Raw genomic sequence first — 12788 nt, 5'->3', positions numbered from 1 at the left:
GCCTACGCGGGAGGAGCGGGATCGTGGCGGCCGCCGTTCGGCACGGCTGACACGGTTGCCTGCTCGACCCCCTTCGGCTGTGGCGGATCCAGCTCCGCCCGGATGAGTTCGGCACTGCCGTCGACCAGGTGGAGCTCGGCGTCACACAGGGCGGCCGCGTCCGGGTCGTGCGTGGCGAACACCACCGCCGCACCCCGGTCCGCCTCCTTCCGCAGCAGCTCCATCACCGACTGGCGAGAAACCGCGTCAAGCTCGCTGGTCACCTCGTCGGCGAGGAGTACGTCGCCGCGCAGGGCGAGCCCGCGTGCGATCGCGGTGCGCTGCTGTTGCCCGCCGGACAGTTCCTCGACCAGCTGGTCTCGTTGCCCCGCCAGTCCGAGCTGTTCCAGGAACTCGACGGTGAGTCGGCGCGCCTCGGCCGGCCGGCATCCGTTGGCGAGGAGCGCCACCTCGACGTTCTCACCCGCGGTCAGGAAGGTGGCGAGGCCGTTGTCCTGTGGGATCAGCGCGACGCCCTGGGCGACGGCGTGGTCGCGGTCGCGCAGCGGCTCGCCGTCGAGGAAGACCGTCCCGCTGGCGGGCCGCAGCAGACCGGCCATCGTCGTGAGCAACGTCGTCTTGCCCGCGCCGGACCTGCCGCTGACGGCCAGCATCCGACCGGGCTCGGCGCTCACCGTCACGTCCCGCAGGACCGGATCGCCGGTGTCGTACGCGGCGGTCAGCCGGTCTACGGAGACGGTTCGCAAAATTGCCTCGCATCGCTTCGGGGCTGGGGCAAACTGCGCAGTCACGATACCCGTATCCCGGCCCGCGCCCAGGCGGGTCACGTGGCCGGAAAAGGCGCATTCGACAGCCGTTCCCGCCGTCGTCCTCGGTCCTGGACCGCCTACGCCGTTACCCGAACGCTGTCGTCCAGCGCCTGTCGTTGATCGTGGTCAATGCCCACGACAGCACTGGTCCCCGCTCCCGCAACACCTGGGCCGCCGCTGCCGCACCTGAGTCAGCCGACTGGGCGATGAAGCACAACGGCGTACGCGCGATGGCGTACGGCAACGCCTGACGCTCCGCCTTCGACAGGCGCGGACGGAGCGCTTCGTCGTAGGCGTCGACGAGCTCCCGTAGTTGCGCAGGTCGCTGGCCCGAGCTGTCATCACGTCCGAGTCGCTCGTTGGTGTAGAACAGCGTCAGTGCAAGGTCGTCGACGCGTGGTCGGACGCCCATGAAGTCCAGGTCCGTGATCAGTGAGACGCGAGACCCGGTGAACTTCACGTTGTCGTCCCAGAAGTCGCCATGGACGAGCTGACAACGCAGCCGGCCGCCGTCCTGTTTCTCTGCTCGCCGTAACCGATGTGACAGCGTTTCGGCGATCGCGGCGTACCGAGACTCCTCCGCCGACAGGCTGGCGCTTCGCGCCACCGCCAGTCCGGCGGCAACGGATTCGACAACGTGGGCGGAGTCGACGTGATTCGCCACCGGGGCTGCCGCCGCCGCGCCCGTCGCCGGAGCCAGTCCGAGCCGGTTGTGCAGGTGGGCGAGCACGGGCATCGCGAGGCGGATGTGCTCGAAGGACTCCATGTAGGTCTGTGAGGGCACGAACTGCTCGACCTCGATGAGCCGACCGTCGAACTCGCACCATCCACAGCCTTCCAGAGTCGGTCGCAGCGGTGCGAACGGCAGACCGTCGTCGATCAGGAACCGCCTGACGCGTTGCACGGCCTCCAACCGCGGCGCGGTCGTCGATGACCGGTACACCCGCACCACAAGCCGCTGGTCACCATCCCGGACGACCACGTTGAGGTTGAACGAGTCCTCCAGGTCGGAATGGTCGCTCAGCGGCTGGAGTCCGTACTGCCTGCTGACGACATCGAGCAACTCACGCGACACTGTTCCGCGAGGCGGTACCCGGGCCATGCCCAGGCACGCTACCGACCTTCGCCGCCACGGGCCGACCCGATGCCCGAACGAACGGCACGCCACTGGTGCGGGTCCAAGCCCGTCGTTCCCAAGCATGTTCCGAGCATGAGGGGCAGGATGCCGGGGAAGGCTCGGCCCAGCTGAAGGAGCGGTGCCATGGACGAGCAGAGGACCACGTTGGTCTCGGTGCGTGGGGAGGCCCGGATGACCGTGGCACCCGACTTCGGCGTGTTGAACGGGACGCTGGAAGCCACCGAGGACACCAAGCCGGCGGCGTTGACGACTGTCGCGGGCGCGTTGAGGCAGCTGACCGACGCGGTCGGCTCGCTCGGAGGAGTGCGCCGCACGGCCGACTCGCAACGCTCGGCGCTCACCTGGTCGGCCTACTCGGCCACCACCCAGCCGGAGTACGACGTGGACGAACGGACCCATGGGCATCGACCCACCGGGCGGGTGATCGCACAGGTCGCGGTTTCCCTCGTCGTGCGCGAGTTCGATCTGGTCGATCGGCTCACCGCCGCGCTGGCGACCCACGAGGCGTTCGACGTGACGTACGTCAGCTGGGGGGTCGATCCCGACAACCCGTCCTGGCCCGAGGTTCGCGCGGAGGCTGTCCAGGCCGCGATCGACAAGGGGCGCCACTACGCATCGGCGCTGGGTGGCTCACTGAACCGCCTCGAACAGATCGCGGACGCCGGACTGCTCGAGCGCGGGAGCGGGGCATACGCGAGTGACTCGAACGTCTCGCGCATGGCGGCGCGAGCCTCCGCTGTCGGCATGCCCGAGACGCCCTCTCTCGACCCGGTTCCGCAGGAGTTGGTCGCGGTGGTCGACGCCCGGTTCGTCGCCGATGTCCCGGACCTCGCCGGGCGAGGAGCCTGATCGATCGGGATATAGGTCGACTCGACGCAGGAATCCCTGTCCCCGCGGGACGAGGGTCCATGCCGTACGGGAATCGATCGGCGCGACAAAGGTCTTGGACATGCGCGTTCGAGCATGCGCACGCTGAGGGTCGTGCCGATCGAGTCAAGGAGCAATCGACCGTGACTGTCGCCGAGCCGCGCAGCAATGCCCGAGTCCGCGTTCGAGGACCGGCGAAGGTGCCGGTGCCGCTCGACGTCAACGGCAGCCACCACGAGGTCGATCTCGAGCCGCGCGTCAGCCTGCTCGACGCGCTGCGTGAGCACCTCGACCTCACCGGCAGCAAGAAGGGTTGCGACCAGGGCACGTGTGGCGCCTGCACGGTGTGGGTCGACGGCCGCCGGGTCCTCGCCTGCCTCACCCTGGCGATCGCCGCGTCCGGCCACGAGATCGTCACCATCGAGGGGCTCGCGGACGGCGAGGAGCTGCACCCGATGCAGCGCGCGTTCATCGAGCACGACGCGTTCCAGTGCGGCTACTGCACGCCGGGACAGATCATGTCCGCCGTCAAGCTCATCGAGGAAGGCAACGCCGAAAGCGACGAGGACATCAGTGAGTTCATGAGCGGCAACATCTGCCGCTGCGCGGCCTATCCGAACATCCGGGCCGCGATCCGGCACGTCCGCGACGGTGCGGGCGGTGGCGTGTGAGGCCGCTGACCTACAGCCGGGCGGCCGACGTCGAGGACGCCGTCGCGCTGGCGGCGACGAGTCCCACGAGTGCCTTCCTCGCCGGTGGGACGACCGAGGTCGACCTGATCCGCGCCGGCATCTCACGTTCGGACCACCTCATCGACATCAACGACCTCCCGCTGACCGACGTCGAGGAACGTCCCGACGGCGGCCTGCACATCGGCGCACTCGCCCGCATGAGCGACATCGCGCGCACGCCGAGTGTGGTCCGAGAGTTCCCGGCGATCTCCCGGGCGTTGCTGCTGGGCGCCTCCGAGCAGCTCCGCAACATGGCATCGCTTGGAGGCAACCTTCGCCAGCGCACCCGCTGCGCCTACCTACGCGACGGCGTCTCACCGTGCAACAAACGTGAGCCGGGTTCGGGTTGCTCGGCCCTGGAGGGGCTGAACCGAGGTCACGCGATCCTCGGCACCAGCGAGCACTGCATCGCCACCCATCCCTCTGACGTCGCGGTCGCGCTCGTGGCGTTCGACGCCGTTGTCCAGACGGTGGGTCCTGACGGCGAGCGGGCGATCGCCTTCGACGACTTCTTCCTGCTCCCCGGCGAGACACCCGAGGTCGAGCATCCGATCGCCCACGGCGAGCTGATCGTCGGCATCGACGTTCCCGGCGCGCCGATCGGTCGCCGCTCGATCTACCTCAAGTTCCGCGACCGGCAGTCGTATGAGTTCGCGCTCGTGTCGGTCGCGGCGGCGATCGAGGTGGACGACGGCACCGTGACCGGTGTGCGCCTCGCCCTGGGCGGCGTCGGCACGAAGCCGTGGCGGGCCCGCCGCGCCGAGGCCGCGCTGGTCGGAGCCCCGGCGGAGGAGGAGTCGTTCCGGCGCGCCGCCGCCGCCGAGTTCGAGACCGCGGTCGTCCGCGAACACAACGCCTTCAAGGTCGAGTTCGCGCGGCGCGCACTCGTCCGGGGCCTGACCGCCAGCCTGAGGGGAGGGCGGCCATGACCGCCGTCGGTACGCCGGTGACGCGGGTGGACGGTCCGGCCAAGGTCACCGGAGCCGCCCGGTACTCAGCGGAGATTCCCCAACCAGACATGGCCTATCTGGTGCTCGTCGGGGCGACGATCGCCAGTGGCCGGGTGAGCGCGATCGACGTCGAGGCCGCCCGGTCCGCGCGGGGCGTGCTGGCCGTGCTCACCCACGACGAGTTGCCGAAGGTCGCCGTACAGCCGCCGCTGTTGCCGTCGCTCCTGGGCGGTGCCGCGCCCGGCGAGACCTTCTTCCCGATGCAGGACGACGTGGTCCACTACGCGGGCCAGCCGGTGGCCCTCGTCGTCGCCGAGGAGTACGAGCAGGCGCAGTACGCGGCCTCGCTGGTGCGCGTCTCCTACGAACCCACCCCGGCGGTCACCACGATCGACCAGGGCCGCGAGCAGGCCTACGACGCGGAGCGCCTCTTCGGCGGACTGATGCCCGGGCGCAACGAGCGTGGCGACGTCGAGGCCGGTCTGGCGCGGGCGGACGTGCGGATCCACGCCACCTTCCAGATGGCGGCCAACCACCACAACGCGCTGGAGGCTCCGTCGACGGTCGCCGTGTGGGAGGGCGGGAAGCTGATGCTGTACGACTCGACGATGGGAATCCGGGCCACCCAGCAGACCGTGGCCGCGTACCTCGGGCTGCCCATCTCCCACGTCCGCGTCCGCACGCACTTCGTCGGCGGCGGGTTCGGCTCCAAGGCGATGGTCTGGCCGCACGTGACGCTCACCGCGATGGCCGCGCGCCACGTCGACCGACCGGTGAAGCTGATGCTCACCCGGCCGCAGATGTTCACCTCCACCGGACACCGGGAGGAGCAGGAGCAGCGGATGGCGATCGGCGTCACCCACGAGGGGCGGCTGACCGCCATCCGGCACGAGAAGCTCTCGATCACCTCGCCCTTCGACGACTGGGCCGAGCCCGCGACCGGCGTCTCCTCCCAGCTCTACGCCTGCGACAACTTCCTGGGCGTGCACCGCCTCATCAAGGGCAACACGATGACGCCGACGTTCACCCGCGGACCGGGCGAGACCCTCGGCGTCTACACGCTCGAGACCGTGATGGACGAGCTCGCCTGTCTGCTGCGGGTCGACCCGGTCGAGTTGCGGCTGCGCAACCGCGCACCGCACGACCCCTACGGCCATCCCTGGTCCAGCGACGGGCTGGCGGAGTGTCTTCGCCTCGGCGCCGAACGATTCGGCTGGGCCGATCGGGACCCGACGCCGCGTTCGACCCGCGACGGCGACTGGCTGATCGGCACCGGAATGGCGGCCGCGGCGTACCCGGTGGCGTTCTTCATGCCGCCGCAGCGCGCCCGGACGCGCATCCTCGCTGACGGCAGCGCGACGGTGTCGACCTCCACGCAGGAGTTCGGCACCGGCGTGCTGACGATGGCCACCGAGGTCGGCGCGGACGCGCTCGGCGTCGCGCTGCACGACATGGAGTTCGAGGCCGGCGACACCGACCTGCCCAACAGTTCGGCGGCGGTGGGTTCGATGGGTTCGGCGATGGTCAGCTCCGCCGTGCACGTCGCCGGCACCGCGTTGCGCGAACAGCTTGTCGGGTTGGCGGTCGGCGACGAGGGATCGCCGCTGCACGGCGTCAGTACGGCGTCGGTGACCGTCGCGGACGGTCGCCTCAGCTCCTCCGAACGCTCCGGCGTGGCCGACACCTACCGCGAACTGCTCGCGCGCAACCACATGTCGGACGCGGAGGCAACGGGCACGTGGCGCCCACCACCGCTCGACACGCCACACGGTCTGCTGTGCTTCGGCGCGCAGTTCGCCGAGGTCGCCGTCGACCCCGAACTCGGGCTGGTACGCGTCCGCCGGCTGAACGGCGCGTTCGCGCCCGGGCGGGTGCTCAACCCGCTCCTCGCCCGCAGCCAGCTGATGGGCGGCATGCTCTGGGGTATGAGCCAGGCCCTCCTCGAGGGCAACCACATGGACCCGCGACACGGCCGCTGGGCGGAGACGAACCTGGCCGAGTACCTCGTGCCGGTCAACGCCGACGCCCCCGACGTCACCGTCGACTTCGTCGAGGTGGACGACGACGTGATCGGTGCGCTCGGCGCGAAGGGCGTGGGGGAGATCGGCCAGGTCGGTGTCGCCGCCGCCATCGCCAACGCCGTCTTCCACGCGACCGGCCGACGGATCCGGAGGCTGCCGATGGCTCCGGAGCTGATCATGGACCCGGCGCCCTCTGTCGTACCGGAATGACGCGCGTCGACCCGGCCACGACCGGTCCCACCGGGCGTGACCGGCGAGCCGGGCTGTCCGAACGACCGCCGATCTCCCTCCCCCACGAACGACGGCACCGCTCCACGGTTGGTGCCGGGCACGCGTGGTCCTCCAGGCAGCCAGGCGTCGGCCTGCTCGGGTTGCTGCTCGTCGTTCCGGTCGCGGCGGTGCTCGCGGTCGGCGCCGGCGGCGAAGGCTCGACCCTCGTACTCGGACCGCTCATCACGTACTCACTCCCCCTCGTCGCGATGCTCGCGTTCTGGTGGGAGGACTGGCCGGGCACCCGGCTTCGGGCGAGCTGGTCCGGGTGGGCTGACACGGCCCTGATCGCCGTCGGGGCGATCGTCCTGACGGGGATCGGCCAGGCTCTGGCCGGCCGCCTCGACCCGGTGGGCATCTTCGACCCCTCACCCGGGCCCGGCCACGTGCCCACCTTCCCGGCGACCATGCCGGTCGCCGGTACGGCGTTCGTCGCCATGCTGCAGTTCACCCTCGTCGGCGAGGGCTGGCCGCTGCGCCGGCTGCTTCGGCTGCCTGCCGGTCTCCTGGCGGTGGCGATCTCGTGGGCCGTCGCACTGGTGGTCTCGTTCACGCTGGTGGCGGTGGAGCCCCTGGCCGGCTCGGACGTGATCGCACGGGACGGACCGATATCCGGCGGTGACGCCGGCGCCGCGCTCGTGCTGATCGGCGTCTGGCAGGTGCTCTTCTACGTCGTCTGGCGCGGCTGGCCGTTCTCCCGGATCCGGGCCCGGGTGTGGCGGTTGAGCTGGGCGCACGTGGTCATGATCGCGGGCGGAATCCTCAGCTACGTCGCGGCGTGCGACCTGCTGGGGCTCGACTCCACGCGGGTCGCGGCCCTCGCCGGCTGCTTCGTCGCCGCCGGGCTGCTGTTCGGGATGCTCTTCGAGGACTGGCTGCACGGCCGCCTCGGCCCGCGCGGCGAACGCGCCACACTCCTGGTCCTGACACTCGCACTCGCCGTGGTACTGGCGGTCGCTCTCGGCGCGGCTGTCGACGCGGTCGGTGTCCGGCCGCCCCACGCGCAGGAGTGGGTGGAGCACGCGTCACTCAACGCGTTGGCGACCTCGATCATCCTGCACGTCGGAATCGGACGACGCTGGCCGGTCACGCCGCACCGCGACGTTGCCGGCGAGGAGGGGGCCAACTGACCGGAAACGGCCAATTCGGCGGGACCTGTTGCGGAGGCCCGCGAAGTGACGTACTAGCGTCCGGTTCGGTAGTCAGGTCGCAGCGGCCATCCGCCCGTTGCAGCGCATTCCTACGCGCCACAAGCATGGAAGGAACGACATGCCCTACGTCAAGGTCGGCCAGGAGAACTCTGCCGATATCAACATCTACTACGAGGACCACGGCACCGGTCGGCCGATCGTCCTGATCCACGGGTTCCCGCTGAGCGGACGGGCCTGGGAACGGCAGGAGCGGGCCCTGCTCGCCGCCGGCTACCGGGTCATCACCTACGACCGTCGCGGTTTCGGCAAGTCCAGCCAGCCGAGCGTCGGGTACGACTACGACACGTTCGCGGCCGACCTCGCCAAGCTCGTCGAGGCCCTCGACCTGCATGACTTCGACCTCGCGGGCCACTCCATGGGCGGCGGCGAGATCGTCCGCTACCTCGGCACCTACGGGTCGGCACGGGTGCGCCGGGCGGCCATCATCTCCGGCGTTCCGCCGTTCCTCCTCAACACGCCGGAGACCCCCAACGGTGTTCCGCAGGAGATCTTCGACCAGATCGCGGCGGGCCTCACCGCGGACCGGTTCGCCTACTTCACCGAGTGGAACAAGAACTTCTTCAACCTCGACCAGACCCTCGGGAGCAGGATCAGCGAGGAGACCGTCCGCGACGCGTGGAACTCCGCGGCCGGCGCCTCGGCCATCGGGACGATCGCCTGCGTCGCCACCTGGCACACCGACTTCCGGGACGACCTGCCGAAGATCGACATTCCGGTGCTCGTCGTCCACGGCAGCGCCGACCGCATCCTGCCCATCGAGGCGTGTGGACGGCCGACCCACGAGGCCATCGCCGGGAGCGAGTACGTCGTGATCGACGGTGCCGACCACGGCCTGTGCTGGACCTACGCCGATGAGGTCAACGAGGCACTGCTGTCGTTCCTCGGCAAGTGAGGCTGGACGTCGCGACCAGGTGACACCTCAGCGCGCTGGAGCCGTGGTGCACGTCCGCCGCATCCGCGGGCGGGCGTCCCGCGTCGCGGGCGCGGCTCCACGCGCGGGTGTCCTAGGCGTCGCTCCCGAGCCTGCCTGCGCCGCCCAGGCCCGCGCGGTGGCCCGGGCGGTCGGGGCGTTCTGGAACCGCGCCGCGGGCAGCTGACCAGCGGCCATGCGGCAGGTACGGCGCTGGCTCTCCAGCACGTTGCGGCTCCCGCTGGGCTCCAGGACGTCCCGGCGTGACAGGGTGCGACGACCCACATCAACCCGGTGCTGGGGCGAACTCGGCCCCGTGGCGGGTGCCGCGAGACGAGACCGGCGGCGGAGTCGGACCGCCGTGATGAGAGTGGCCCCGCCGCCGATCAGGCCGGCACTGTTGACGACCAGAAGCGCGGGGTCGACCCGGAGGGTGCCGTAGGCGAACCAGATCACGTTGCCGATCAGCGAGGCCAGGAGAAACATGACGGAGACCTCCTGCGCGCTACCGGCACGGCGCAGTTTCCGGGTCTGGTCGAGCAGAGCGCAGGCCTGTGTCATACCGATGCAGGTCGCCAGGGCGCTGAGGACAGTTACGATCACGTGGTTATGCCTTCGTCGTCGGGCAGCGTCGGTCCCAGGTGCGGACTGGGCCGGCAGCGGGCGGATGGCGGGCAGTCTGGTCTTGGTGCCAGGGGGCTGAAAGTCCCGCCGCTCGCGGGACTTTCTCCGTGCAGTGCCAGAGAAGCGCGAAGTCGCGCTCGCATGAATCACGGATTCGGACCAAATGAGTGAGGCCACTCGTCCCCGTCGAACCACCAACCGTGCAGGTACCTCACCTGTTCAGGTGAGACGCCCCGGCCAACGCCCCGGCGGGAGCCCCGTCCGCACCGGTATGTCCGTCATCTGTGGTCCAGGACCACCCGGGTCAGCTGGACCCTGGAGTTGACGCCAAGCTTGGCGAAGATCGACCGCAGGTGGGTCCCCACGGTGTTCGGGGACAGGAACAACGTCTCCGCCGCCGCCCGGTTGGTTCGACCTTCCGCCACGAGCTGGGCGACCCGCCGTTCGGTGTCGGTGAGTGCGGCCCACCCGGAACGTGGACGGCGCGTGGTCGCCATCCAGCGGCGCCGCCGCGCGCCGGCCGCCTGGAGGCGACGCTGCACCCGGCGAGCCTCTCCGATGGCGCCGATGGCGGCATAGAGGTCCCAGACCCGGTCCAGCTCCGCGATCCCCTCCTCGCGGCGCTGGTGTGCGACCAGCACCCGGCCGTAGTCCTCGGCCGCCGAGGCACGGCTGAGCAGCCGGGGACTCGTCCGGAGGGCGGCGACCGCCTCACCGAGCACTTCGGCATCGTCATCGAGCAACGCCCGGGCGTGCGAGGCGGCCCCGACGGCGGTCGCGACGTCCGGGTTGCGATCGGCATACAGCTGGGCAAGTCGGGCGGCCCGCTCCGCGAGGTCGGTGTCCTGCCCGCGAAGTGCGATCCGTACGACGGCCGGCAACTCCGCGTAGCCCGCGTCGGTGTGACGGGCGAGCGCGGCGGGTGAGTCGACGGCCGAACCGAGGAGACGCGCGCCGGCCGCGGAGTCTCCCTCGGCGTCCAGCAACTGCGCCCGCGCCAACGCCCCCTGGGCGGAGGCGAGCCGCACCTCGGATCTCGTCCACCGGCTGGCCTCGTTGAGGTACTCCCCCGCCTGGCGAAGATCGCCGCGCAGCTGGGCGATCCGGCCCAGCAGGGAGTACGCCTGGACTCGGTAGCCGTACTCCTGGAGATCCTCCGCGAGCCGCACGATCGTGAGGGAACCCGCCTCCGCCTCCTCCAGCCGGCCCGCGGCGAGCTCGATGGCGGCCTCCAGCCACCCGAACGCCGGCACCTCCCACGTTCCGCCGTGCTCCTCGGCCTCTCGCCTGGACTGGGCGAGTCCCGAAGACGCCTCGTCGTAGCGGTCCAGCGAGGCCAGCGCGACGAGTTCACCCGCCTGGGCGGGCCCGCCGTGAATCTCGCGAACCTGCCGAAAGCACTCCAGCGCTCGCGCGTACCAGCCGTCGGTGGCCGCGGCATGACCGAGCGCCCGGAGCGCGATCGTCCTGGCGTCCTGGTCGCCCACCTGGTCGGCCTCGGCGAGCGCCACCCCGCCGGCCCTCGTGGCGGCCTCGGGGTCGATGGTCCGTGCCAGGGCCAACGCGCGCTGCGCCACCAGCCGCGCCCGCACCGGGGCCGAGATGCCGTCGAGTTCCAGCGCCTCCGTCACCCGGCCAAGCAGCTGATCGTCCAGGCCGAGGTCCCACAGAGGTCGAGCGAGCCGGGCGTGGATGCGTGCGACCGTCTCGGTGTCCGGTGAGGTTTGGAGGAGTTCGTCCGCGGCGTAGATCGCGTCCTGGACACGCCGCGCCCGCACGAAGGTCTCGACGACGTCCTGACCGACCTCCAGCCTGAGCGGGTCACCCTGGGGCAACAGGTTGTACGCATGGGTGATGAGGCTGACCGCGGTGGTCGGCGTCCGGGGTACGACCTCGGCCGCCGCGCGGCGGAGTACGTCCGCCGCCTCCCGGTCTCCGGCGGCCGCGCCGGCCAGGAGATGGGGCGCCGCGTCCACCGGGCTCCGGCCGGTGTCGAGCAGGTGCACCGCCGCCGCCCGATGCAGGACCCGCCGGGTCGAGGGCGGCAGGTCGTCGTAGGCGGCCTCTCGGATCAGGTCGTGCCGGAAGGTCAGGTGCAGCCCCGCGTCGACCAGCATGCCCTCGCGAACGGCGTCCTCGAGGCCCGGTAGAAGGTCGGTGACGGGCTCGCGCCGTAGGGCGGCCGCGTCGTCGATGGAGAACGTGCCCCCCAGGACGGAACCAACCTGCAACAGGCTCCACACGTTCGTCTGCGGTCCGGACAGTCGCCGCCGCAGCACGGTGCGCAGCCTGCTGGGTATACCGGAGCCGCTCGGGGAGACGTCGCCGCCCTCGAGCATCTCCTCACCCAGGACACCCTCGAGAAGCTCCGTGACCAGGAACGGGTTTCCGGCCGTTCCCCCGAGCAGGCGTTGCAACCTCGGACCCGGCTGCCTGCCCAACCGGTCGGCGGCCACCTCCTTCATGGCGGTCGGACCCAACGGGCCGAGCGCGATCGATTGGACCGGAAGGTCACGAGGCGCCACCTCGGTGAGTTCCGTACTCGTCGTAGGGGCGTCCGAGCGGGCCGTGACCAGCCAGACGATCGGAGACCCGGACAGACGCGACGGCAACAGGCGCAGAGCGAACAGCGTCAGGGGATCCGCCCACTGGACGTCGTCGACCGCGATCAGCACCGGACCGCTTTGGGCCCGCTCCTCCAGGGACCCCGCGATGCGGTCCACCAACCACAACTGCTGGTCGAAGAGCGGCCCCAGGTCGGCGAGGTCACTTTCGCTCAGCAGAGGTGGTCGGCTGCCGCGCAGGGCCAACAACAGGGGGGCCATCGGCGAGATCTGGTCGAGCTCCTCGGCCTTACCGACGCCGGCGGCGAACCCACTGCGCTCGGCCTGCTCCACGACAGCCTCCAGCAGTGCTGTCTTGCCGAGCCCGGCCTCACCGCTGACGACGAGGACCGAGGACCGACCTGTCGCGGCTGTCTCCCTGAGGACCCGCAGAGCCGTGTCGACCTCCGCCGAGCGCCCTCGAAGGAGAGTCTGCATCACGGTTCACTCCCCCAACCTGATCGCGGGCACGCATGTGAGCAGCGGCTTTCTGCCTCTCAGGGTTACACGCCCACGGCGGCAGGGTGACAGGCCGAGTCCAGCGCCTCGGTTGCCACGGTTGACCCGAATATCCAGCTGGTACAGCGCCCGTACTGTCTACGGGACCTCTGCACATTCGTCCCGAACGAGCGGTACGTCGCGACGACGGTGGTC

At 70.6% G+C, this 12788-nt stretch carries 10 protein-coding genes; 6 read left to right on the top strand and 4 right to left on the bottom strand.

What is annotated here, in order from left to right; all coding sequences use genetic code 11:
* Positions 1-2 precede the first annotated feature (2 nt).
* Complete coding sequence (locus HEB94_RS24965) at positions 3-746, bottom strand: ATP-binding cassette domain-containing protein (RefSeq protein WP_192752146.1); 744 nt, start codon at positions 744-746, stop codon at positions 3-5.
* 148 nt (positions 747-894) lie between these two features.
* Entirely contained in the window at positions 895-1911 is a 1017-nt protein-coding gene (locus tag HEB94_RS24960; RefSeq protein ID WP_192752145.1) for a phosphotransferase enzyme family protein, read from the bottom strand.
* 159 nt (positions 1912-2070) lie between these two features.
* Here HEB94_RS24960 and HEB94_RS24955 point away from each other — a divergent pair, with 159 nt between their 5' ends.
* The 6 genes from HEB94_RS24955 (at position 2071) to HEB94_RS24930 (ending at position 8889) form a co-directional block, all read left to right on the top strand.
* On the top strand, positions 2071-2796 hold the full coding sequence (locus HEB94_RS24955; protein ID WP_192752144.1) for an SIMPL domain-containing protein: 726 nt from the start codon (positions 2071-2073) through the stop codon (positions 2794-2796).
* A 161-nt stretch (positions 2797-2957) separates the two neighbouring features.
* Positions 2958-3485, top strand: a complete 528-nt coding sequence (locus HEB94_RS24950) for a (2Fe-2S)-binding protein (protein ID WP_337917991.1) — start codon at positions 2958-2960, stop codon at positions 3483-3485.
* Entirely contained in the window at positions 3482-4474 is a 993-nt protein-coding gene (locus tag HEB94_RS24945) for an FAD binding domain-containing protein (protein ID WP_192752142.1), read from the top strand. Before HEB94_RS24950 ends, HEB94_RS24945 begins: the two co-directional genes overlap by 4 nt.
* Positions 4471-6726, top strand: coding sequence for a xanthine dehydrogenase family protein molybdopterin-binding subunit (locus HEB94_RS24940; protein ID WP_192752141.1), 2256 nt, complete (start codon positions 4471-4473; stop codon positions 6724-6726). Before HEB94_RS24945 ends, HEB94_RS24940 begins: the two co-directional genes overlap by 4 nt.
* Positions 6723-7916, top strand: coding sequence for a hypothetical protein (locus HEB94_RS24935; RefSeq protein ID WP_192752140.1), 1194 nt, complete (start codon positions 6723-6725; stop codon positions 7914-7916). Before HEB94_RS24940 ends, HEB94_RS24935 begins: the two co-directional genes overlap by 4 nt.
* A gap of 139 nt (positions 7917-8055) precedes the next feature.
* Positions 8056-8889, top strand: coding sequence for an alpha/beta fold hydrolase (locus tag HEB94_RS24930; protein ID WP_192752139.1), 834 nt, complete (start codon positions 8056-8058; stop codon positions 8887-8889).
* A 27-nt stretch (positions 8890-8916) separates the two neighbouring features.
* On the opposite strand, the gene HEB94_RS24925 is transcribed toward HEB94_RS24930, so the two are convergent.
* Positions 8917-9510: a SemiSWEET family transporter gene (locus HEB94_RS24925; RefSeq protein WP_192752138.1), complete on the bottom strand. Its 594-nt coding sequence runs from the start codon at positions 9508-9510 to the stop codon at positions 8917-8919.
* Between the two features lie 299 nt (positions 9511-9809).
* Positions 9810-12572, bottom strand: coding sequence for a helix-turn-helix transcriptional regulator (locus HEB94_RS52685; protein WP_273378310.1), 2763 nt, complete (start codon positions 12570-12572; stop codon positions 9810-9812).
* Positions 12573-12788: the final 216 nt, after the last annotated feature.

The sequence above is a fragment of the Actinopolymorpha pittospori genome, assembly GCF_014873875.1.
GTDB lineage: Bacteria > Actinomycetota > Actinomycetes > Propionibacteriales > Actinopolymorphaceae > Actinopolymorpha > Actinopolymorpha pittospori.
Note: the sequence above shows the minus strand (reverse complement) of the source record. Positions and strands in the feature narration are given on the sequence as shown.

What these genes read in the sequence shown, in the direction of transcription:
- HEB94_RS24960 (WP_192752145.1), bottom strand. Translation starts at nt 1,911, where the DNA reads ATGGCCCGGGTACCGCCTCGCGGAACAGTGTCGCGTGAGTTGCTCGAT.
- HEB94_RS24955 (WP_192752144.1), top strand. Translation starts at nt 2,071, where the DNA reads ATGGACGAGCAGAGGACCACGTTGGTCTCGGTGCGTGGGGAGGCCCGG.
- HEB94_RS24940 (WP_192752141.1), top strand. Translation starts at nt 4,471, where the DNA reads ATGACCGCCGTCGGTACGCCGGTGACGCGGGTGGACGGTCCGGCCAAG.
- HEB94_RS24935 (WP_192752140.1), top strand. Translation starts at nt 6,723, where the DNA reads ATGACGCGCGTCGACCCGGCCACGACCGGTCCCACCGGGCGTGACCGG.
- HEB94_RS24930 (WP_192752139.1), top strand. Translation starts at nt 8,056, where the DNA reads ATGCCCTACGTCAAGGTCGGCCAGGAGAACTCTGCCGATATCAACATC.
- HEB94_RS52685 (WP_273378310.1), bottom strand. Translation starts at nt 12,572, where the DNA reads ATGCAGACTCTCCTTCGAGGGCGCTCGGCGGAGGTCGACACGGCTCTG.